General features: G+C 44.7%; 20 protein-coding genes, 1 other RNA gene and 1 riboswitch. Of the genes, 14 read left to right on the top strand and 7 right to left on the bottom strand.

All coding sequences use genetic code 11. The annotated features are described in order from the left end of the window. Window positions 1-146: 146 nt before the first annotated feature. Together RHM67_RS11800 and RHM67_RS11795 are read right to left on the bottom strand one after the other, a co-directional pair. A complete protein-coding gene (locus RHM67_RS11800; protein ID WP_322226935.1) occupies window positions 147-1,097 on the bottom strand; it encodes a FecR family protein in 951 nt (316 codons plus the stop codon). A gap of 71 nt (window positions 1,098-1,168) precedes the next feature. After that, on the bottom strand, window positions 1,169-1,762 hold the full coding sequence (locus RHM67_RS11795; protein WP_322226934.1) for an RNA polymerase sigma-70 factor: 594 nt from the start codon (window positions 1,760-1,762) through the stop codon (window positions 1,169-1,171). Between the two features lie 174 nt (window positions 1,763-1,936). Between RHM67_RS11795 and RHM67_RS11790 the strand changes: the two genes are divergently transcribed. After that, a complete protein-coding gene (locus RHM67_RS11790) occupies window positions 1,937-3,484 on the top strand; it encodes an MFS transporter (protein ID WP_322226933.1) in 1,548 nt (515 codons plus the stop codon). Between the two features lie 98 nt (window positions 3,485-3,582). Then, window positions 3,583-4,503, top strand: a complete 921-nt coding sequence (locus RHM67_RS11785; protein ID WP_322226932.1) for a hydroxypyruvate isomerase family protein — start codon at window positions 3,583-3,585, stop codon at window positions 4,501-4,503. Between the two features lie 4 nt (window positions 4,504-4,507). Here RHM67_RS11785 and RHM67_RS11780 read toward each other — a convergent pair whose 3' ends face one another. After that, window positions 4,508-5,707 (bottom strand): hypothetical protein, encoded by a 1,200-nt coding sequence (locus tag RHM67_RS11780; protein WP_322226931.1) that lies wholly within the window; start codon window positions 5,705-5,707, stop codon window positions 4,508-4,510. Between the two features lie 134 nt (window positions 5,708-5,841). Between RHM67_RS11780 and RHM67_RS11775 the strand changes: the two genes are divergently transcribed. The 3 genes from RHM67_RS11775 (at window position 5,842) to RHM67_RS11765 (ending at window position 7,976) form a co-directional block, all read left to right on the top strand. Next, window positions 5,842-6,033 carry a hypothetical protein gene (locus tag RHM67_RS11775; RefSeq protein WP_322226930.1) on the top strand — a complete coding sequence of 64 codons (192 nt, stop codon included), beginning with the start codon at window positions 5,842-5,844 and terminating at the stop codon, window positions 6,031-6,033. Beyond that, window positions 6,033-6,408, top strand: an RNA gene (gene rnpB / locus RHM67_RS11770) — RNase P RNA component class A. The genes RHM67_RS11775 and rnpB overlap by 1 nt, the downstream gene beginning before the upstream one ends. 179 nt (window positions 6,409-6,587) lie before the next feature. After that, window positions 6,588-7,976: a sigma-54 dependent transcriptional regulator gene (locus RHM67_RS11765; protein WP_322226929.1), complete on the top strand. Its 1,389-nt coding sequence runs from the start codon at window positions 6,588-6,590 to the stop codon at window positions 7,974-7,976. Window positions 7,977-8,103: 127 nt separating this feature from the next. On the opposite strand, the gene RHM67_RS11760 is transcribed toward RHM67_RS11765, so the two are convergent. Together RHM67_RS11760 and RHM67_RS11755 are read right to left on the bottom strand one after the other, a co-directional pair. Beyond that, the gene (locus tag RHM67_RS11760) at window positions 8,104-9,387 is read right to left on the bottom strand and encodes a TlpA disulfide reductase family protein (RefSeq protein ID WP_322226928.1); all 1,284 of its coding nucleotides are present in this window, start codon (window positions 9,385-9,387) and stop codon (window positions 8,104-8,106) included. Window positions 9,388-9,829: 442 nt separating this feature from the next. Further along, window positions 9,830-10,252, bottom strand: coding sequence for a BLUF domain-containing protein (locus RHM67_RS11755; protein ID WP_322226927.1), 423 nt, complete (start codon window positions 10,250-10,252; stop codon window positions 9,830-9,832). A gap of 152 nt (window positions 10,253-10,404) precedes the next feature. Here RHM67_RS11755 and RHM67_RS11750 point away from each other — a divergent pair, with 152 nt between their 5' ends. The 6 genes from RHM67_RS11750 to RHM67_RS11725 all read left to right on the top strand — a co-directional run bounded on the left by RHM67_RS11750 (window position 10,405) and on the right by RHM67_RS11725 (window position 15,871). Further along, on the top strand, window positions 10,405-10,566 hold the full coding sequence (locus RHM67_RS11750; protein ID WP_323514000.1) for a hypothetical protein: 162 nt from the start codon (window positions 10,405-10,407) through the stop codon (window positions 10,564-10,566). Window positions 10,567-10,615: 49 nt separating this feature from the next. Further along, the gene (locus tag RHM67_RS11745) at window positions 10,616-10,780 is read left to right on the top strand and encodes a hypothetical protein (RefSeq protein WP_322226925.1); all 165 of its coding nucleotides are present in this window, start codon (window positions 10,616-10,618) and stop codon (window positions 10,778-10,780) included. 3 nt (window positions 10,781-10,783) lie between these two features. Continuing rightward, window positions 10,784-11,263, top strand: coding sequence for a nucleotidyltransferase (locus RHM67_RS11740; RefSeq protein ID WP_322226924.1), 480 nt, complete (start codon window positions 10,784-10,786; stop codon window positions 11,261-11,263). 57 nt (window positions 11,264-11,320) lie between these two features. Next, a riboswitch (cobalamin riboswitch) is annotated at window positions 11,321-11,517 on the top strand. A gap of 174 nt (window positions 11,518-11,691) precedes the next feature. Then, on the top strand, window positions 11,692-14,016 hold the full coding sequence (gene metE / locus RHM67_RS11735) for a 5-methyltetrahydropteroyltriglutamate--homocysteine S-methyltransferase (RefSeq protein ID WP_322226923.1): 2,325 nt from the start codon (window positions 11,692-11,694) through the stop codon (window positions 14,014-14,016). A 141-nt stretch (window positions 14,017-14,157) separates the two neighbouring features. Beyond that, window positions 14,158-14,544, top strand: coding sequence for an acyl-CoA thioesterase (locus RHM67_RS11730; protein ID WP_322226922.1), 387 nt, complete (start codon window positions 14,158-14,160; stop codon window positions 14,542-14,544). A 25-nt stretch (window positions 14,545-14,569) separates the two neighbouring features. Then, the gene (locus RHM67_RS11725; protein WP_322226921.1) at window positions 14,570-15,871 is read left to right on the top strand and encodes a DEAD/DEAH box helicase; all 1,302 of its coding nucleotides are present in this window, start codon (window positions 14,570-14,572) and stop codon (window positions 15,869-15,871) included. 118 nt (window positions 15,872-15,989) lie between these two features. Here RHM67_RS11725 and RHM67_RS11720 read toward each other — a convergent pair whose 3' ends face one another. After that, window positions 15,990-16,346 carry a hypothetical protein gene (locus tag RHM67_RS11720; protein ID WP_322226919.1) on the bottom strand — a complete coding sequence of 119 codons (357 nt, stop codon included), beginning with the start codon at window positions 16,344-16,346 and terminating at the stop codon, window positions 15,990-15,992. Window positions 16,347-16,486: 140 nt separating this feature from the next. On the opposite strand from RHM67_RS11720, the gene RHM67_RS11715 reads away from it, so the two are divergent. Then, window positions 16,487-17,011 carry a DinB family protein gene (locus tag RHM67_RS11715; RefSeq protein WP_322226918.1) on the top strand — a complete coding sequence of 175 codons (525 nt, stop codon included), beginning with the start codon at window positions 16,487-16,489 and terminating at the stop codon, window positions 17,009-17,011. 74 nt (window positions 17,012-17,085) lie between these two features. On the opposite strand, the gene RHM67_RS11710 is transcribed toward RHM67_RS11715, so the two are convergent. Next, complete coding sequence (locus RHM67_RS11710) at window positions 17,086-18,900, bottom strand: serine hydrolase (RefSeq protein WP_322226916.1); 1,815 nt, start codon at window positions 18,898-18,900, stop codon at window positions 17,086-17,088. 106 nt (window positions 18,901-19,006) lie between these two features. Here RHM67_RS11710 and RHM67_RS11705 point away from each other — a divergent pair, with 106 nt between their 5' ends. Then, window positions 19,007-20,284, top strand: a complete 1,278-nt coding sequence (locus tag RHM67_RS11705) for a DNA polymerase IV (protein WP_322226915.1) — start codon at window positions 19,007-19,009, stop codon at window positions 20,282-20,284. 59 nt (window positions 20,285-20,343) lie between these two features. Further along, complete coding sequence (locus tag RHM67_RS11700; RefSeq protein WP_322226914.1) at window positions 20,344-22,002, top strand: hypothetical protein; 1,659 nt, start codon at window positions 20,344-20,346, stop codon at window positions 22,000-22,002. The last annotated feature ends 1,178 nt before the right edge of the window (window positions 22,003-23,180 follow it).

The raw sequence follows: 23,180 nt of genomic DNA, 5'->3' as shown, positions 1-23,180 counted from the left end.
CTTAATAATAACCCGGCATTTTAATAACCCTGTTTCAATTCCCATTGAGCAGGGTTTTTTTATGTATTTATGTCATCATTCGTTTTAATTTAGGTGAACTGATAATTGGTTTATCTTTCTATTATAATTGGTTTCTTCTTCTTTTATTAGCAGCCTTTACCTTTTAAGTGGTACCCCTGTCCGTCTGCCGTGGCCTTACCCCTCACCAGTTTGGATATGATCCTGATGATGTTTTGCAAGGACACATTAGTGAAATTAGCTGATATTGAACATTTTACAAGGTTGCCATCAGCCTTTACAGTTACGTTGTAGCGATGGTAAATGGCGTTAAGCACTTCTGCTAACGGCATGTTCTTCACAATAAAATCGCCGCTCTTCCATCCGGTAAGGTTGGTGATGTCAACACCCTGGGTAGTAATAGCGCTGTGGTCTTTCTTGTTCATCACCACTTCCTGCGCAGGCGTAAGGAATACGGTTTTTACTGCCGGCGCAACCACCCCTACTTTACCTGTAGCTACGTCAACCTTTACAAAAGCATCTTCGGGATAGGCTTTAACGTTAAAGCTTGTACCTAATACCTGTGTTTTGATAGTACCTGTGTGTACAATAAAAGCTTTTTCAGCATCGTGTTCAACTTCAAGGAAGGCTTCACCTGTTAAAGTGATGTCCCTTGTAGGGCCACGAAACTCCGCCGGATAAGTCACCTTACTCCCGCCGTTCAACCAAATTTTGGTGCCGTCTGACAGGGTGAAGCTGGCTACCTGGCCATTTGCTGCTGTAAATTGTTTTTGTGGGATGGGCGATACAACGTCAAGGATCTGTAAGCGGTATTCAAAAAACAATGCCGAGAGTGAAGCCACCGCAACTAAAGATGCGGCAACCATCCATTTTTTACCATTGCCCGCGCGTTTAACCGGCATTGCATCAATGCTATTGATGATGCGGTTATACACCTCATCGCTATTAAAACCTGTGTTTGGGCCGGCAGCGGGCTCATCGCTAAGCTGCATGTCGTCAAAATATTTGGTCACAAGTTTTTCCTGCAAAGAGCGGTCTTTGGCCTGGATTTTTTTTCTCAGAAAAGTAAACTTTCTCATGGTTTATATATGTAAGATGCAATTGCAGGCGGCACCCCCTAAAGAAAATGAAAATATTTTTGAGGAATGTTTTATGCGCCGAAAACCTGTACTAAAATAGCGGCAATCAGCACAGGCAAATAATCGCTCAAACCAATACGCAGATAGCGCAGGGCAATGGTAATTTGATTCTCTACCGTTTTGGGAGATATATTTAAACGTGTGGCTATCTCTTTGTTAGAAAGGTATTCTTTGCGGCTCAGGGTGAAGATCTGGCGGCATTTCTCGGGCAGGCGCCCTACCCCTTCTTCAAGCAGGTTGCTGATGTCGCCTTGCATTACTTTGCTGTCGGTGCTGTACTTTTCGGTAAGGGTTGCAATGGCCGATAGATCAAGCGTAGCTTTTTGCGTGCGTATATACATCAGCACCCGGTTTTTAATAGCAACTTTTAAGTACCACTCCAGCGAGTTTATGCGTAATGTATTCCGCTTTGCCCAAAGATCAATAAACAGCTCCTGCACAAGATCTTCGCAAACATCGCTATCCCTGAAAAGAGTGTACGCAACCTGGTAAGCCTTGCCCGAATATTTATGGTACAGCGTTTCAAACGCCTTACGGTCGTCAAGCCTTAACAGTTCTAAAAGTTCTGCATCGGGCCACATTTGATATTCCTTATCTGGAAGCATAAAATGGACGGTAAATGGTTTGCTGTAATTGGTAAGGCATAATTACAAAGTATTTTTCAAATAAAAAATAGTTGACTGAATTTCGATACACTAAGCAGGCAGATTTGCGGTGATGGCAACCGAGCAATAGTTTTACTGAAGCGTTTTTAGTAGGTTTACTTAAAACCTATAAACATGGCAACAGTTGCACTGGGCAGTAAGGCCGGTAAATGGATAATGGTGTCATCCATCATGGCATCGGCTATGGCTTTTATTGATAGCACCGCCTTAAATGTGGTTTTACCCTCCCTGCAAAAAAGCCTCAACGCCAGTGGTACGGACCTTTTCTGGATTCTTAACGCTTACCTGTTGATGCTGGCCGCGCTCATATTAATCGGTGGCTCGCTGGGCGACAGGCTTGGCCGCAAAAAGGTTTTTATGGTGGGCATCTTCATTTTTATCATGGGCTCGGCAGCGTGTGGTTTCGCGCCGGGTGTTACACTATTTATCGTATTCAGGATGATGCAGGGCATTGGCGGCGCGCTGATGATACCGGGAAGTTTGTCGCTCATCTCCTCCTCTATCAACCCAAAAGAACGTGGCAAAGCTATTGGCACCTGGAGTGCCTTTACAACCGTAGTTACCATGGGTGGCCCGGTTTTAGGCGGTGCCTTTGGCGATGCCGGTTTATGGCGATATATCTTCTTTATTAATATCCCAATAGGCGTCGTAGCCCTCATCATCTTAGCTAAACAAGTACATGAAATCAAAGATGATGACAGCAAACAAGGCCTCGATTTTGCCGGTGCGATAGCCATTGTATTAGGGTTGGCTGCTGTTACGTTCGGCTTTTTGAGGATCCCTGAGGTGGGGTTGCGCAACTGGCAGGTATATGCATCATTGGGCGGTGGTTTGATGCTGCTGATCGCTTTCGTATTCATCGAAAAGAAAAGCAAATACCCCATGATGCCCTTGCAGCTTTTTGCCAACCTAACGTTTAGCGGGGCCAACTTGCTTACATTTTTCCTTTATGCCGGGCTTGGCGCTGGTATGTTGTTTTTGGGGTTAAATATGGTGCAGGTACAAGGATATAGCCAGCTGCAATCGGGTTTGACCTTTTTACCCTTTACGGTGCTGATGATCAGCATAGCACGCTTTGCGGGTACACTGGCAGATAAGCACGGCCCGCGCCTGTTATTGATTGGCGGCCCTGCGGCTGCAGGGTTGGGATTGCTCATCCTATCCTTTGTTACGCAAACCGCCGGACCGGCTGATTATTGGACGACGTTTTTCCCCGGGATACTGGTGTTCGGGCTGGGCATGGCATTCACCGTTGCGCCGCTTACCGCCGCGGTAATGGGTTCGGTAAACGATCATTTTTCGGGAGTGGCATCGGGTGTAAACAACGCGCTTACCCGTATTGCCAATGTTTTTGCTAACGCGATATTGGGTGCCTTGGCGGTGCTGTTTTTCTCGGGCGCATTACAGGACGGGATCAAAAATATCAAGTTGGATAATAAGCAAAAGCAAGCCATAGAACAGCAGGCTATAAACCTGGGTAACGCAAAAGCCCCGGATGGTTTTGAGGGGCAAGATAAAGAAGCGATTGAAAAAGCTTACAAGGATAGTTTTATAGCGGCCTATGGTACTATCATGCGTATCTCGGCCGGGTTAGGGTTTTTAGGAGCGCTAATGGCGGTGTTATTTATCAGGAATAGTGCGGTGAAAAGGGATACAGACTAACCCGTCATCATTAATAAATTATACTACTGTATACTATTTATCATAAAAAATGTGATATTACGCCGTTGTACTATCTATCGATCACAAACCTATTTACCATGAACAGAATCAGCTTTTTAAAGAATAGCGCTTTGGCAGCAGGCAGTATCCTGGCCGGGAACGACGTTTTGGCAAGCAACAATATTAACCGGGAGGTTGCCCCCGGCAAACCGTTTAACCTGAACTACGCACCGCACGATGGCATGTTCAAAAATTCGGCAGGCGCTAATTTTTTAGATCAGATACGGTTTATGTATGACCAGGGTTTCCGCAGTATCGAAGATAATGGCATGAGCAGCCGCAGCCCTGCCGAGCAGGAAAAAATTGGCAGCTTACTGGCTAAACTGGGGATGAAAATGGGCGTTTTTGTAATGGATAAAGGCGGAAACGGGGCGAATACTTTAGCCGATGGTAAGCAAGAACATATTGATATATTTTTGAAAGGCTGCCGCCAGGCGGTAGAGGTTTCTAAACGTTGCGGCGGTAAGCTGGCAACTGTTGTGCCGGGTGATTTTGCTCGTAACCTACCACTGGATATCCAGAACGCGAATGTGATAACCGCCCTGCGTAAAGGTGCCGAGATATTAGAACCGCACGGCATTGTAATGGTGCTTGAACCATTAAGCGATACCCCTGACCTATACCTGCGCACATCGGCACAAACCTATTTGATCTGTAAAGGTGTAAACAGCCCAAGCTGTAAGATCCTGTATGACATGTACCATATGCAGAAGAACGAGGGCAATATGATCAACAACATTAAACTGGCGTGGGACGAGATTGCCTACTTCCAGATAGGTGATAACCCGGGCCGTAACGAACCTACCACCGGCGAGGTGAACTACAAAAACATCTTCAAATTTCTGAACGAGAAAGGCTATAAGGGCATTTTAGGAATGGAGCACGGTAACTCCCGCCCCGGTAAAGAAGGCGAGCTGCGCGTTATTGAAGCTTACAGGGCAAGCGATAAGTTTTTATAAGGAGCTATTTACCCAAAGGCTCGTAAGCATAAACCACATGATACGGCGTGCTTTTCAGTTTAGCCGATAATTGACCAATTGCTAAATTCTCTAACTGCGGGGTTGGCTCGCATACAGAATAGGTTTTGCCTTTATATACAATAGGGTCGCCTACTGGTTTGTTAAACTCTACTGCCATAGTAATGTGGGTTGGGTATAACAGGGCTATCATCGGCAAGTTGTAGATCTCTTTCACCAAATAAAAGAACAATGCGGCACGGTCATCGCAATCGCTATAGTTTGATGCCAGGGTCTCGCCCGGCGAAAGGCGTTTTTCTCGGCCGAAATTTTCGTTATCATTCTCGTAGAGGAAGGCGTAACGCGTAAAACGCATCAGGTAATCAACCCCTTTGTGCTCATCCATCCCCTTCATGTTCTTCTTTAACAGCGGGATAAGCGAGCCGTAAGTTTCTTTACTCAGGGGGATATTGAAATAGGTCTCGAAACTAACGCCCGGGTAGTTATTAAATGCCTTCTGTTGATCGGTATTGAGTTTTACTTTGAAGTGGTATTGCTTGCGGTCATATTCAAACGACATTTGTTTCTCTACATCGTGCTCGGGTTTAAAATCGGGCATCATGGTAACCTTGTATGAGAACGCTTTATTAGCTGCCGCGACAGGGATGTTTACCGGTATCGGCGGGTCATCGTTCAGATCAGCTTTAGCATAGTCGTGATAGTTTAGGCAAACAAACTGCTTACCATCCACCATAAAATATGGGATATCGCTAATGTCCTCATTATTGTAAACGTAAAAGATCACCTTTTGATGGGCCAGCGCCAACCTTGCATCATAGCCAGATTTATTGAGCATAAACCACTTGTAAAAAGTGTATGCACCGTAATTTGTTTCTTTAGGGCTTATTTGCTGCGCCACCCTGCGGACAAGCTGATAATATAGCCAATCGTTAAGCTGATGCTCCTGTTTGTAAGCCAAAAGCGAATCTACTATAGGCTGGTAGTTACCTGTGTTAACGGTGTTATAACTTTTTTTTATAACATCGGCACTAAGCTGTTGCGGCAAATTTACTAAAACAGATCTGTCAACCTTAACCGTGAATGGATCTTTATAAAAATCTACGCGTACCTCCTGCCCTTGCGCATTTGCGATTGCAAGTGGCAACATCAATAGCATGGTAAATAATATACGCGGCAGCCTTGGCATGGCTTATAATTTGGTTACATTAAATATACATTTTATTAACGTTAAATTAATACAAAAAATATACTTATTCTACAACCGCAATGGGCCACCCGTACTTATCAATTTTTATAAGAAAGTTAAGCTGTAATGTAGCCATGCGCTTTGTTTTCCAAACCTATAGCAACAAACCATTGCAGGCAGATGCCCTGATGCTCCAAAATAAAAAAGGCAAACAACTTTCTTTCTTCATAAACTTTACTGAGGAGCCACTGGATATATGCTTTACCAATGAGCCGGAAAAGCTGCTTTTACCACCAACATCCATAATAAAAAACTTACATTTGTAACTGCAAAACGTTCTATCGCTGTGCCGACGTAGTCGGTGAGAGGAAAGTCCGGGCAACATAGAGCATCCTGCTTCCTAACGGGAAGGCGCCCACAGCGGGCGACAGCCAGTGCCACAGAGAATATACCGCCTGCAAGGGTAAGGGTGAAAACGTGAGGTAAGAGCTCACGGCTTTTCCGGGCGACCGGGATCGCGGTAAACCTCAGGAGTTGAAAAACCAAATAGGTTCTGAAAGCGGTGCTGCTCGCATCCATGTCCGGCAACGGAATGTCAGAATGGGTAGGTTGATAGATCATGCCGGCAACGGCAGGGCGAGATTAATGATAGAAGCTCTCATTCGGGAGTACAAAACCCGGCTTACAGATTTGCTGCTGTGAAAAGCCCCCGCAAGGGGGCTTTTCTGGTTTATAGTTCATGGTAAAAGGCAGCTACTATGAATCATCATCCATGAACTATGAACCAACTAAACCACTCACCAAAAAACTGCTCATAATACTATACATTTTTATATATTAGCCGCAAACATTACTACCTGTTTTAGGTTTACAATAACACATGGCAAAAATTTTAATAATTGACGACGAACGGTCTATCCGAAGCACCCTTCGTGAGATTTTGGAGTATGAGGATTACATTGTTGAAGACATTGATAACGGCGTTGACGGCCTCGAACTGATCCGCAAGAACGATTACGACCTGGTACTGTGCGACATAAAAATGAACCGCATGGATGGCATGGAAGTGCTAACCGAAGGCCTTAATATAAAACCCGATCTTCCTTTTATCATGATATCCGGCCACGGCACGGTGGAGACCGCTGTTGAGGCCAGTAAAAAAGGTGCGTTCGATTTTATTTCGAAACCACCTGATTTAAACCGTTTACTGATCACCGTACGCAACGCACTGGACAGGGGAAGTTTAGTTGTTGAAGCCAAAGTTTTAAAGCGTAAGGTATCAAAGGTTCGCCCAATATTAGGCGAATCGCAGGCTATTCTTCGGATCAAGGAAACTATTGACCGTGTTGGCCCTACCGATGCCCGTGTATTGGTTACCGGTGCTAATGGTAGCGGTAAGGAACTGGTTGCACGCTGGCTGCACGAAAAATCTAACCGTTCTAACGGCCCTATGATCGAGGTTAACTGTGCGGCTATCCCATCAGAACTGATTGAAAGCGAGTTGTTCGGCCACGAAAAAGGGTCGTTTACATCAGCTATAAAACAACGTATTGGTAAATTTGAAAGTGCCAATGGCGGTACCCTTTTCCTTGATGAGATAGGCGACATGAGCCAGTCGGCACAGGCAAAAGTGCTGCGTGCCTTGCAGGAAAGCAAAATTACCCGTGTAGGTGGCGAAAAGGAAATTGATGTGGATGTACGCGTAGTTGCGGCAACCAACAAAGACCTGCTTAAAGAAATTGAGGCCGGTAACTTCCGTATGGATTTATTCCACCGCCTAAGTGTTATACTCATCCACGTACCGCCGCTTACCGAACGCCGTGAAGATATCACCCTGCTTACCAAGAGTTTCTTAGAGGAGATCTGCAACGAGTACGGTATGCCTGCTAAAAAGATCTCGGACGCCGCGCTGGAAGCCCTTAAAGCACTGCCGTGGACGGGTAACATTCGCGAGCTGCGCAACATGGTAGAGCGTTTAATTATCCTAAGTGATAAAACCATTACTGATGGTGATGTGAAGGCTTTTGCAAACCCATCTGCCCCGGTAACTGCCGAAGCCGGCGCTGCAACAGCAGCCGCCGCGCCGCAAACAGATTTTGATCAGTTCACCAACTTCCAGGAATATAAAGACTATGCGGAGCGCGAGTACATCAAGTTCAAGTTGGAAAAAAATAACTGGAACGTATCCAAAACTGCCGACGATATCGACATCCAACGCAGCCACCTCTACAGCAAGATCGAGAAATTCGGTTTGAAAAGAGGGGAATAAAAGATTGTAGAGTAAAATCTATATTTAATGAGAGGCTAACAGCATGTAAAAATTGTTAGCCTCTTTTTTAAATCCGGTTAATAGATTAAGCAGGGTATCTTAACAATATATATCGATTTATTTTTCTTTAAAGGCCTGTAGCTTGTTTTATGCTATCTCTATTTAAAACTTCCATACGGGATATAGCTTTGGTGTTAACCTTGCCGTCTGCGTTTATTACAACGTATGCCGGGAAACCATTTGTCGCATCAAGCGTTCTTGTTAATTGATTAATTACCTTTTCATTCATGAAAATATGTGTGCCGGGCAAACGAAATTCAGCAACTTTATTTTTCCAGATATTCATATTTGAATTTCTGCTTGTACAGATGTAGATATAAGCTATTGGCAGGTCCTTATTTGCTTCGTGTATATTTTTGCTAAACGGAAGATCTGACAAACAGGGAATACACCAGGTAGCCCAAAAATCAATAATTAAGGCTTTACCTGTAAATTTTGATTTTAGATTATAGATCAGATCGTTAACGTCTTTAAGGGTATCTATTTGATAAAGCTCAGCTTCGAACGGCAACTTCAAAAGCGGCTTGCCAATATTGGTGGTCTCTAATTTTTTTGACAGAGAAAATAAACTGTCAATATTGTGTTGAGTAGTAATAGCTTTAGCTAATTCATCTTTTGCAATTACTTTGCACCATTTGGTTTGTATGCTGTTAATAATAAGCGGAAAAGATTGTGCAAATGAAGGTTTCGCGTTGTCTAACAAACACAATTTAAGCAAATCAGATTTTTGTGGTGTAAATGTTTTGTCAAACCATGTTAAGGTCTCTTCAAGGCCTTTTGCTTTTTGTTCGTTTTTTTTTATGCTAATGTAGGTTTGCAAATTTTTGTAAAATAAAACGCTTTCATTGCTTGTAAAATATGGTTCATGTTTGCTGATGTCTTGAAACAGCTTGTTTGGCATTACATCTCCCCAATAAACAACACACAGGTTGTTATAAAAATCGGATAAGGTTTCGTTTTCAACTGCCCAGGCGTAGTTTGGATAACCCACAATAAACTCTTTATTTATTTGTGCAAGTTGTAGGCGGATAGTATCAATCTTAGAAATAAACCCTGTAGAAGTTTTGTTTTTTTCGTCGCGTAATCCTCTTAGTTTTTCAAAAATGCCCGCTTTTTCCTGTTTTTTAAATTGTATGTATTTATTTATAACAGTGTTTACTTCTCCGTCTTTCCCATTATAGCCTATGCCGTCACCAATCATATAACCCTTTTGAGCTGTAGTTTTTTGAGCATCCACCGTAATAGTCAACCCTTCATTAACATATACACCTGCGTATAGATATTCACCCACATTTAGCCAAATCTGCTGATACGGTAAGTTTTGATCAAGAACGATTTTTGATACACCCAAGCTATCGGTTTCTGTATACTTTGTAGTTTGAAAATCTATTCCAAACTTTACAAGCGTGTATTTGATGGTAACGTTTTTGGTATTCTTTGGTAGGTTTTTAAGTTGAATTGTTAGTATTGCCGGTTTACGGGCGATAAGATAAGCGTCCATTTTTTTATCCTCCAGCGTAATCAAGGTTGAGTTTTGCGCATTTAAACGGCAAAAAACACACATTAGCAGGATGAATAGCGGGTATTTCATGATTTATCGGCTGTTTACTAAATATTTATGGTGTAATTATAAATTACTTTTTGAAAAATATAAATTTTAGCTGCCAATATTTAACATAGAAATGATGGCTTACAAGTAAGTTGGCCACAATATCAATGTTTAATAAATAGCAATACGGATCAAATGAAAAAAGGGCCGCTTTTCAAGCAGCCCCATTCCTTTATTAATAATGTTAATACTTCACTTCAAGCTCATTAGTTTCGATAAAGGTTTTGATAGCAGCGATGGCGGCGCTGTTACCGCTGTTAATATCCAATTCTTTAACTGATCTTAAATAGCCAACCAATTTTTCGGTTTTTTCTTTATCGGTTATGGCAAAACCCATCAGCCATTGGGCAAAACTCTTTTCGGTTATGGGTTCGTCAATTAAGGTTATAATATCCTTATGTCGCTGATCGGCTTTTATCCTTGCGTACAGTGCGTTTATCATGCCATCCTTCCCCTCTAAAACCTGTATAAATGTCCCCTCTGAATAAAGTAATACCCCCGAAATATTTAAGGCTTGGTTATGTAACCTCGAATTGTGCAAAATGTCAAACAATTGATTTTCGTGCATCAGGTTGACAGCGGTGCTAACGTAAACTATATTTTTCATTATGATGTGGTTGCCGCAATGTACAGTTTGCATATTGTATATAGTGCATTGCGCTATGTTATATCACAAAACTGCGTACAATTCAAATATTAAGCAAATAAAAAGTTCTAATCTTTGTCGTATAGCCTTACCTGTTCAGCTATTTTGAATATGTGGGAGATGACTTTAACGCCGATATGCAGAAAATGGCGGCTGATCCAAACACCCAAAAAATGATGGAAACGCACCGATCCAACACAACTCCATATCTTCCCTACGCTGCCGCCATAGGGAAGATATGGAGCGATATGCAAAAGGTTTTTCATACGGAATAGTTATTGCTTGCTAATCCCTTTTTAGCTAAATTTGAGGTAAGTTAACGTTATGGATAAAAAGGAACCGGCCGTAGATCATGCCCTGATAGAGCATCTTAAAGAGGGTTTAAAACGAACTTACAAAGAGCGTTTTGAGATGTGCACACGCCTATATAAAATACAGCAAACCATGAACAAGGCTGTAATAACTCATAAACCTTTTATCAGCAAATAGCCCGTGGATGTTTTTGATGAGGATATTCTAAATTTATGGAAGGCGCTACAACAAAATGATGTGCAATACATTATGGTTGGCGGTTATGCTATAAACTTACATGGCTTTCAGCGTTTTACAGGCGATGTAGATATTTGGTTAAAAGATATACCTGAAAACAGGGACAATTTACGAAAGGCATTTATTAACAACAACATGGGCGATTACCCGATGATAGCACATATGCAATTTATAGCCGGGTGGACAGAATTTAGGTTGAATAACGGCATGAACCTGGATATTATGACTAATATGAAAGGCCTTGAAGGTTACACTTTTGACGAATGTTTATCAATGGCTTCTGTTGCGGATATTGACGGTATAAGCGTCCCATTCTTGCATATTAATCAGCTTATCGAAAACAAGAAAATTATAAACCGCCCTAAAGATCAGATTGACGTTGACGCTCTCCAGGAGATCAGAAAATTAAGAGAAGACAGCTAATCCTCCTTTTCCTCATCCTTATTACTTACATTTGAGCCGATGTAAGTTCTTTACTTTCCTTCATCAACCGGTATAGGTTTTACTTAATTGTAGATTAATAGGGAATAGTGTGCAAATCACTAACTGTCGCGCAACTGTAAGTAACACAAAAAGGTTTTTGCCAGAATATATGCCCACTGATTGTCCAAAAACAGTCGGGAAGGGCGGCAAAAATGTTACAAGTCAGGAGACCTGCCATACCGAATTGACAATGCTTTCGCGGTATGGGGCAATGGTCGTGTGTTTGATATAGTTTTTGTTACAACCTGTATTTTTTATGCAAGGGAGTGCTGTATCCATACTTTTCCACCAATCCATCCCAACAAACGCATTGCGAAGATTAGCTAAAAGGGCTTTTAACCGATTTATTCATTTAATCAATTAAAGCAATGCTGACGCAAAATTTAGGCTACCCGCGTATTGGTGGCCAACGCGAATTAAAAAAGGTCTGCGAGGGTTACTGGGCAGGCAAAACGGGGCACAAAAATGTGCTTACCGTAGGTAAAACCATCCGCCACGAAAACTGGCTGATGCAAAAAGAAGCCGGGATAGACCTTATCCCCTCAAACGATTTTTCGTATTACGACCACGTGCTGGATCATTCCCTGATGTTTGGCGCAATCCCAAAACGTTACAACGAGGTGATCCTAAAACAAGGCAAAGAAGAACTTGACCTGTACTTTGCTATGGCCCGCGGCTATCAAAAAGACGAACTGGATGTAGTAGCCATGGAAATGACCAAATGGTTTGATACCAACTACCATTACATTGTTCCCGAGTTTTATAAGAACCAGCAATTCAGGTTATTCTCTACCAAAATCACCAACGAGTTTTACGAGGCAAAGCAGCTAGGTATTATCACCAAACCAGTGCTGATCGGCCCGGTTACTTACCTGCTGTTGGGTAAAGAAAAAGAAGCCGGTTTTGAAAAGATAGACCTGCTGAAAAACCTGTTACCGGTTTACACCGAAATACTTACCAAACTACTGGACTTAGGTGCTGAGTGGATCCAGTTTGACGAACCGTTCCTGTCGCTTGATCTGACGGAAAAAGAACAGCAGGCTTACCGAGATGCTTACAAACAGTTACGTAAAGATTTCCCGCGATTAAAGTTTGTATTAGCCACCTACTTCGAAAAATTGGGCAGCAATGCCGAATTGGCCGCTTCCCTCCCTGTTGATGCCCTACATATCGATTTGGTACGTGCGCCGCAGCAGTTGGATGAAGTGTTGGAGTTGTTACCTGCCAAAACTATATTGTCGTTAGGTGTGGTGGATGGCCGCAACATCTGGAAGAACAATTTTGAAGCCTCGCTCGCCATCATCCAAAAAGCAAAAGAAAAGCTTGGCGATGATCGCGTTTGGATAGCACCATCATGTTCGTTGATCCACTCGCCTGTTGATCTGAGGAACGAGCACAATCCGGAAAAACTCACCCCCGAGATCAAACAATGGCTTGCCTTTGCCCGCCAAAAGGTAACGGAAATTGCTTTGCTGAAAAGCCTGGCATCAGATACCCCCGGTGTAAGCACCCAATACAAACTGGTCGAAAATCAGCATGATAACGCCTTGCGTAAAACTTCAGGATTAATTCATAACAATTCTGTAAAAGAACGTGTTGCCAAGATAACTGAAAGTGATGCGCAGCGGTTAAGTGCTTTTGCATCGCGTAAGCAAAAACAGCAGGAGCTGTTAAACCTGCCCTTGTACACCACCACCACTATCGGCTCGTTCCCGCAAACGGCAGAGGTGCGCAGCTGGCGTGCCCAATTGAAGAAAGGCGCTATCACTCAAACACAATACGACCTGCACATTGCCGAAGAAACCGAGAAAGCCGTTAAATGGCAGGAAGATATCGACATTGATGTTTTGGTGCATGGCGAGTTTGAACGTAATGATATGGTAGAGTATTTCGGCGAGCAATTACAGGGCTTTACCTTTACCCAAAACGGTTGGGTGCAAAGCTACGGCAGCCGCTGTGTGAAGCCCCCTATTATTTATGGCGATGTATCGCGCCCAAGGCCCATGACAGTTAAGTGGTCGGGTTATGCGCAATCATTAACCAATAAGTGGATGAAGGGGATGTTGACCGGGCCGGTTACCATCCTGCAATGGTCGTTTGTGCGGAACGATCAGCCACGGTCGGCAACCTGCACACAAATAGCCCTGGCTATTCGTGATGAAGTTTGCGACCTGGAAATGGCCGGCATAAAAATTATCCAGATTGATGAGCCTGCTATCCGCGAAGGTTTACCTTTGCGGATAGCAGATTGGGCTGCCTATTTGGATTGGGCGGTTAAAGCGTTTCGGATATCGGCAAGCGGTGTGCAGGACGATACACAGATCCACACGCACATGTGTTATTCGGAGTTTAACGATATTATCCAGAATATTGCCGATATGGATGCGGATGTGATCACCATAGAAACATCACGTTCGCAAATGGAACTGCTGGACGTATTTGCCGATTTTAAATATCCTAACGAGATTGGCCCGGGTGTGTATGACATCCACTCGCCACGTGTGCCAAACCGGGATGAAATGACCCACCTGCTCAAAAAAGCAAGGGCGGTTATCCCCGATGCGCAGCTTTGGGTAAACCCCGATTGCGGCCTCAAAACCCGCGGCTGGGACGAAACCAAAAAGGCGCTGATAGAAATGGTAGCCGCCGCAAAAGAAATGCGCGCTACCGTTGCAGAGCCCGTAACTATTTAAACAACATACCAACCTTAAGCCCTCTCTCCCGGAGAGGGTTTGGATAAGGCTTTAATGTCCTCGCAGGGTCTCTCGATAGTGGACCCTGCGTTGCATAGCCCCCACGCAAACGGAAATTAATAAATTTATATTTGCCTCGATATGACCTTAGACGAAAGAATACAAGCATCAGAAACCCGCATTTTTAAAGCCGTTTTCCCTAATACCACTAACCATTACGATACCCTGTTTGGCGGTACCGCCATGCACATGATGGATGAGGTGGCCTTTATCACCGCCACCCGTTTTAGTCGCCAGGTAATGGTTACCGTAAGCAGCGATAAGATAGATTTTAAGAAACCCATCCCCGCAGGTACCATTGTAGAACTTATTGGCCGCGTAAGCCACGTGGGCAATACCAGTTTAAAGGTAGATGTAGAGATTTACGTGGAACAAATGTATGCCGAAGGCCGCGACCTTGCCATACACGGCAGCTTTACCTTTGTGGCGATAGATGAACACAAGAAACCCGTAAGGATAATTAAGTAGCGGGTTTAGCGTATCTTTGCGGCTTATGATACAGCAAGCGCTCACAAACCTCAAGATAAATGCCCTTAACCCCATGCAGGAGGCTGCCATTGCCGCCGCTAAAAAAGTCGACGTAATACTGCTTTCGCCTACCGGGTCTGGTAAAACATTGGGGTTTTTGCTGCCTTTGCTTGGTTTATTAGATCCCGGGATCAAAACCGTACAGGTGATGATTATGGTGCCATCGCGAGAACTGGCGCTCCAGATTGAGCAGGTTTTCCGCAATATGGGTAGCGGGTTTAAAGTAAACTGTTTTTATGGCGGCCACCCGCTTAAGATAGAGCTGAACAGCCTGTCGCAGCCGCCCGCGGTTATTGTAGGCACGCCGGGCCGCATAGCCCACCACATCCGCCGCGAAACATTTGATACCAGCACCATCACCACCTTAATACTTGATGAATTTGACAAAGCTTTGGAGTTTGGTTTCCAGGTAGATATGTCGTACATCATCAAGCAATTGCCGAACATCAAAAAACGGATCCTTACGTCGGCTACGCAGATGGACGAGATCCCGTCTTTCACGGGCATCAACCGCCCTGCAAAGCTGGATTACCTGACCAATGCCGCCTCTACACCCGATCTTAAACAGAAAGTAGTCATCAGCGAACCGGCCGACAGGTTGGACGCTCTTTTTGCTTTGATCTGTAAGATCAGCGATAAACCAACCCTGGTATTTTGTAACCACCGCGAAGCCGTAGACCGCATCAGCGACCTGCTTTATGATATGGGCTTGCCGCACGATATTTTTCATGGTGGTATGGAGCAAGACGACCGCGAACGTGCCCTGCTAAAATTCAGGAACGGCAGTCACCATATTTTAATTACTACAGACCTTGCTTCGCGAGGATTAGATATCCCCGAAATTGAGCACGTGGTACATTACCAACTGCCACATAACGAGGAAGCGTTCATCCACCGTAACGGCCGTACCGCAAGAATGCATGCGACGGGTACCTCCTACCTGCTATTATCTCCCGGCGAAAAACCCGACTACTTAGCTGAGATCCCCGAAGAGGAAGTACTGCCCAAGAAAACCGTTATCCCGCCGTTGTCGCCATGGTCGACAGTTTACATCGCCGCAGGTAAAAAAGATAAAATAAACAAGGTTGATATTGTAGGCCTGCTCCTTAAAAAAGGCGAGTTAGCCAAAGAAGACCTGGGCCTGATAGAAGTATTAGACCATTCATCCTACGCTGCTGTAAAACGCCACCTGATAGAGCGCACCGTAGCGTTAGTGAAGAACGAAAAGATAAAAGGCAGGAAGATCAAGATAGACGTATCGAGGTAAATTTTCACCTAATAGTTTGTCATCCTTCGCGATAGCGAAGAATCTATTATTGAACTATGCAGTTGAACAATGCATGTCGGCGATTAGATGCTTCACTACGTTCAGCATGACAAAGAGACTAATTTGTTGTTTCCAACACCGTCAATGTCCCTGTTTCCTCATTCATCAACGTCATCTGTATCCACACCTGTTTGGTTTTGGTGCGGATAACATAGGTTTTGATATCATACAGCAGGTTGTAATCTATAGAATAGCCGTATTTTTTATCTATCAATTCATTATTGCCCACGCTGCCTATCTGGGCTTTGGGCATCACGGTAAAAATGCGCGGGTAGGTCATTTCTATCACCTTATCCATATTTTTTTGATGGGTGTAGGCAACAATGGTCTCGAAATCTTTTTTGATGATCTGCGCGTACTGCGCGAAGGCGGTACATGCGGATAATAGCAGCAGGCAGATAAGTGGTTTTTTCATATAAGGTTCGGCTAAATGTTTTATCGGAACATTTACTTTAATCAACTCCTTTTTTAACGAATGGTTAAAAAAAATCGTAAGCCCTTGATAACTAATCCTTAAAAAATTACCTTTATACCGAAAACTAAAATTAACCTTATATGAAAAAATTATCATTTCTGTTAGCCTTTATGGTACTTGCATGTACCTCGGTATTTGCGCAGATCACTAAAGACGAAACCGTTGCCGAGTGGACACGCGCCAAAGCTTACACAAAAGCGTATTTAGATGCTATGCCTGCCGATGGTTACACCTTTAAAGCAACCCCGGAGGTGCGCACATTTGCAGGGCAGATGCTTCACCTGGCAGATGCCAACTACTTTTTAATCGCGACAGCAACCGGTAAAGTACCGCCGTTGGCTAAAGATGTATCGTTGGAGAAAACCGTTGCCCAAACAAAAGAGGCAACCACCAAAGCGGTTTTAGACAGCTACGATTTTGCTATCGCGAGCATCCAGACCATGACAGATGCCCAGTTTAAAGAAGAAGCATCGATGGGTAAAATGAAATCGACCCGTGGCTTGTTATTGGCAAAAGCTTTTGAGCATCAAACGCACCACCGTGGCCAAACCACCATTTACCTGCGTTTAAAAGGTGCCACCCCTCCGCAGGAAATGTTATTTTAATAGCATTCAATACATTTAAAAAAGCCATCCCGATGTAAATCGGGATGGCTTTTTTGCATTAAAGCGCTGTGCTTTTATTTCTTTTCGGCTTTGTAGTTACCGTTGGGCTGTATAAACAGCAGGTGGGTAACCTTGCCCGCGGCATCCAGCTCAAACTTCAGGAAATAGCCGCTTAGTACTTTAATGCCAAACTTATCTTTATCAACTGGCACAAGCTCATACTCGGGTTGGCCGGGCACAAACGCATAAAGCGTTTTACCATTTTTTACATATACTTTGGCAACAATACCGCTTAGCTGATAATCGCCAATGTACTTTTGTATGTCTGCCGCGATAATAGCCTTTTCTTCCAGCCCTTTGGTAAATACAATTGGTTCCAGGCCGCTCTCCAACTGTGTCGACAAGCTTTCGACATCGCCGGTCACATTCAGCTGAAACTGTACTGTTAAGTTTTCGCTCGAGGTATCGATAGCGGCGCTTTTGGAGTTTTCAAAAAGGTCGTAGGTATCATAAGTTTTATGGCGCATCCAAAAGGTTTTGTTTGGTGTAGCCGCAAATAACGAATCTTTAACCACAAAGGCCCTTATGGTACCATAGCCGCCGTTGCTGTAAACGCCGGCATAATCTGTAATGGCATGTGTAGCGGGGAAGCTTTTTGTTGTTTTAACTTCGGCCTTTTCGGCTTTTTTAGCATCGGCCTTTGCTTTGTCATAAGCCTTTTTTGCATCGCCATTCCAATCGAAATACTTATTATTCAGCAGCCTGTCGCTTATTAAGTTACGCACGATAGATGGTACGTTTGATTGGTTTTGATTGGATAATACCACTATGCCAATACTATCGGCCGGGAAAAAACTGGTACTAGCCGAAAAGCCATCGATATGGCCGCCATGCTCTACCCGGTAATGCCCTTTGTACGAATCCAGGAACCAGCCGAAACCGTAGTTAGCAAAATACACATCGGGATTTTTTTTGGTAGGCAGCCCCGCGCTCACCACCATTTGCGAGCTAATTGCCTCGGTATAATAATTGGCCGGGATTATCTCTTTACCTTTAAACTTGCCGTTGTTTATCCAGGTAATTACCCAGTTGGCCATATCTGTTACGCTGCTGTTTATAGCACCTGCCGGGGCCATGGCGTTAATATGGTAATACTGCATTTTGCGTATAACGCTATCATGGTACACTTCGTAACCTGTGGCGGGTTCGTTGCTTTTTTCAAGCTCTTCTATAGTGGTGTTGGCTGTTTTCATATCCAGCGGTACAAAAAACTTTTCCTTAATGTTTTCTTCCCAGGTTTTGCCAGATAGCTTTTCGGCAACAACACCCTGTGCCATAAACATAAAGTTGTTATAATTCCAAATTTGCCTCACAGCAGCTACCGGTTCCTGGAACTTGATACGCAGCAGCATGCTATCGCGAGATGTTGTGGGGAAATAATACCAGGAAACATCATGCCGCGGCAAGCCCGTGCGGTGGCTCATCATATCGCGCAGGGTAATGCTATTATTCATGGCGTCGTTATAAAACTTAAGGGCGGGCAACACGGTGTTTACAGGTTTATCAATATCCAGTTTACCATCCTGCTGTAGTTTGCCTATCAGGGTGGCGGTAAACGCCTTACTGCACGACCCTATGGCGAATAAAGTATTCGGGGTTACGGGCAGGTTGCCCGCTACATCGCGCTTGCCAAAACCCTGCGCGTATATCACCTTATCTTTATACACCACGGCAACTGCAACGCCTGCGGCATGCCAGGTTTTTAAAGCGTGGTTTATGGCGGTATCCAGCCCCTTAAAGCGGGCATCAAAATTTATATTGGGTTTATTTTTTTGCGCCATGGCTTGTAAACAAAACAGGCTTAATAAAAGAACAGGGATCCTTTTCATTGTGAATGGTGATAAGTGTTTAGTATAAGCGCTAAATATAGCTAATCATTAAACTAAATATCCACAAAAATTTGTTATTGCTAAAATAATTAGCAATTTTGTTTTTGTGAACCAGAACAAGATTGAGGTAAAGACAGAGGCGCGGGTGCTGTTTATAGATATGAACAGCTATTTTGCGCGGTGCGAGCAGCAGGCAAATTACTGGCTGCGTGGCCGCCCCGTGGGGGTTTGCGTTTACACAGGCAAGTACGGCTGCGTAATATCGCTATCTACCGAGGCCAAGGAGCGCGGCCTTAAAGCAGGCATGCGCCTTAACGATGCCATAGCCCAATGCCCCGATCTTGTCCCGGTGGAGAGCAACCCCGCCCGCTATCGCGAGTATCACACCAAAATTATTAATGTGATGCGCGGGTATTGCAACGACGTGGTACCCAAAAGCATCGACGAGGCTATTGTTAATTTTAGTAACTACGAAAATGTAGACCCCATGCAGATGGCCATGAACATCAAGCGGGACATCCTTAAAAACGTGGGCGACTGGCTAACCTGCTCCGTAGGCATTGCCCCAAATGCTTTCCTGGCTAAGCTGGCATCGGTACAGGGCAAAAAACGGAATGGGTTGATGATGATCACCCCGCAAAATATCGATTCGGTTTTAAGCGGTTTGAAACTGGGCGACCTGCCGGGCATTGGGGCTAATATGTCATACCGGTTGGAACGCGCCGGCGTTAAAACCCCGCTGGAGATGCGCTACACCCCTCCCGAACGTTTGCGCAGTATTTTTAAAAGTATCGATGGTGTTTACTGGCATTACCGCCTCAACTTTATCGAGACCAATATTATAGCGCACGAATACAAGGGCATGCAGGCCATGCGGCAGATCTCGGCAGAAAAGCGGCAGCACATCAACTATATCGACCAGTTGTTTATGACCCTTTGCCTTACGCTTGAAAAGCGCATGGTGCATCATAAATTCTATTGCAAATCGGTTGGGTTTACGGCCCGCTACGCCGACGATACCCGTTGGGATGATGCCTTTACCATTACCACCCCGGTACAGGATGCCATTAGTTTGATGAGGATGATCCGTATCCGCATAGCAAAATTTGAAGAGGCCACCAAATGCGCGCCGATCATGAATACCCAGATAACGCAGATGCGCGTGGCCGTAACTAATTTTGTAAATAACGGCAATATGCTTTACAGCCTGTTTGATGATATGGATAAGCAGGAAACCGCGCTGAAAACTATGCACCAGATCAAAGATAAGTTTGGATCAGACAAGCTGATCCGCGCTGTAGAAATGACCGACGGCAAAGTGATAAAAGATGTAATAGGCTTTGGTTCGGTAAAAGACCTGACGGATTTGGATTATAAAGGTTAGTACTATAAGCGTTAGGCTAAATTATTATCTTTAAACGCCATAAAGTTTAACTTAGTCATATGCAATTGCTGTTTTCCCATAAATTGATGTTCCCGGTTTTAATTGCAACGCTTAGCTTTTCGCGCTGCCATTTTAGGGAGAAAGCCAAGCCTGTTATCGCAAAAGATACCGTTGCGATAGTAAAACCAGGTGAGCCGAACCCGGCTGACAGTAACCAAACGCCGCTTAAAAACATGTTTGGGGTAAACGGCTACGAATGGAACTTTTTGGAAAATCCTACCGCCAGGAATGACCGCAACCATATTTACGAGGCCAATATGGCCCTCATTAAAAGCTTTAGCGCGGTAAGGCATTACCTGAATTGGAATAAGCTGGAAAATACCGAGGGCAACTACACCTACAACCCCACTAATAACGGCAGCTGGTATTACGATGTGATTTATGCACGCTGCAAACAGGATAGCATTTTGGTTTTAGCCGATATTAAAAACCTGCCCGTGTGGATGATGAACACCTACCCTGCCGCTGAACGCGATGATGAAAATGTACCGGTAAATTATGGAGCCGACCATTCAAAGCCTGCTTCATATATAGTACAGGCCCGCACAGCTTTTCAGTTTGCCGCGCGATATGGTTCAAACAAAGATATAAACCCTGCACTTGTGAAGGTTGACGGACGCCCCCGCTGGACGAATGACCCCATAAACAACGTTAAGATAGGCCTTGGCCTCATCAAATACATAGAATGCGGTAACGAACCCGACCGCTGGTGGAAAGGCGACAAAGCCACGCAAACACCCGAAGAATATGCTGCCAACCTATCGGCTTTTTACGACGGGCATAAAGGCACCCTGGGCAACAACGCCGGCGTAAAAACCGCCGACCCAAATATGCTGGTAGTTATGGGTGGTTTAGCAACTGCCGATGTAAAATACGTTGAGCGCATGGTAGCATGGTGCAAAACCAACCGTGGCTTGAAAGCCGATGGCAGTATAAATCTTTGCTTTGATGTGATCAATTATCACCTTTACGCTAATAATGGAAGCGTATTTACCCACCAGCGCTCTACCACCGGTGTAGCGCCCGAGCTTTCGGTATCGGGCAAGGTTGCGGATGGTTTTGTGAAATTGGGTAATAGTTTAAAGCTGCCTGTTTGGGTTACCGAAACGGGGTATGATATCAATCAGCAAAGTTACCAGCATGCGCCACCGATTGCCAATAAATCAGCATTGATAACACAAGCCGACTGGACATTGCGGTCGTCACTTTTGTATGCCCGCCACGGGGTGCAGCGCCTTTTCTTTTACCAACTGTTTGATGCTACGCCCAACAACCCGGAGCAGTACGCTACATCCGGCCTGGCCGAAAGCCCCAAATGCCGCCCCGCTGCCTATTATATTTTGCAAACTAATAGGCTGATGGGCAACTATATTTATAAAGGCACTATCAACGCCGACCCTTTGGTTGACAAATACCAGAGCGGTGCAAGTACTATTTATGTGTGTACCGTTCCCGATCAAATTGGCCGCAAAACAGAGTACACCCTAGATCTTTCAGGGGCGAAAAACGGCGTTATTTATACCTTAAAAGTTGGTGCCGATACCATGGAAAGTAAGCAGGTGAACACCATAAACGGTAAGCTTAAAATACAAGTTGGCGAAACGCCTGTGTTTGTAAAAGCGACGGCCTCACCACCCATGCCGTTCCGAACGAGGTAGGAGGAGGAATCTTGTTAGATAATTAAGGTAGCCAACCATCATCACAACTTGGTCGTCGCAGGGTCTCACATAGTGGACCCTGCGTTGCCTTGCATACGGCGCAGGGTCTCTTTCAGAAGACCCTGCGAAGACAGATCTCTTTAGGACAAGTTCGCGATTGGTTCTTCGTTAGGAATGGCAGTGGGTTTTCGTTTAGCCTGTGGATGTTCATTTTCTTTGCCTTAGCCGCAAAGAAAACGAACCAAAAGAAAAGGCCAAGTCAGAGCGACGCTTCTGCCCGCCCTGCCGGTTCTTAACGCTTTCTCCCGCATGCGCGAGTTCGAAAGCTAAACCGACATTCCCGCCATACTCCCGGCCCGCCCGCTCTGACATTTACCCCACGCTTTTGGGTCGTCGCAGGGTCTCACATGGTGGACCCTGCGTTGCCTTGCATACGGCGCAGGGTCTCTTTCAGAAGACCCTGCGAAGACAGATCTCTTTAGGACAAGTTCGCGATTGGTTCTTCGTTAGGAATGGCAGTGGGTTTTCGTTTAGCCTGTGGATGTTCATTTTCTTTGCCTTAGCCGCAAAGAAAACGAACCAAAAGAAAAGGCCAAGTCAGAGCGACGCTTCTGCCCGCCCTGCCGGTTCTTAACGCTTTCTCCCGCATGCGCGAGTTCGAAAGCTAAACCGACATTCCCGCCATACTCCCGGCCCGCCCGCTCTGACATTTACCCCACGCTTTTTGGTCGTCGCAGGGTCTCACATCGTGGACCCTGCGTTGCCTTGTATACGGCGCAGGGTGTCTTTCAGAAGACCCTGCGAAGACAGAATCTTGTTAGGTTATGTAGATCTTCGATTAACTCCTCAACACCAAGTCATTGCGAGATACGAAGCAATCTCTTTAGGACAAGTAGCCGATTAGTTCTCCGTTAGGAATGGCAGTGAGCTTTTTTATCGGCAGTGGATGTTCATTTCTTTTCTCTCAAAAGAAACGAACCAAAGAAAAGTCGCGACTTGGTAACACCTTGTGTAAGTTAGTGCTTTATCAGTTGCTGTGCCACCCAAGTGTTACGCTATGTCGCATTTTGAGGTCATCGTTCCGTTCGTCAGGCTCGTTTTGTCTAAACTGATGCCGGCGTACGTGTCCACGCATGCTAATAAAAGCGGCGGCCTCGTGCAATCTCTTACCTGGGGAA

It is taken from the genome of Mucilaginibacter sp. 5C4 (assembly GCF_034345625.1).
GTDB lineage: Bacteria > Bacteroidota > Bacteroidia > Sphingobacteriales > Sphingobacteriaceae > Mucilaginibacter > Mucilaginibacter aurantiaciroseus.
This window is presented reverse-complemented; position numbering and strand designations above follow the sequence as displayed.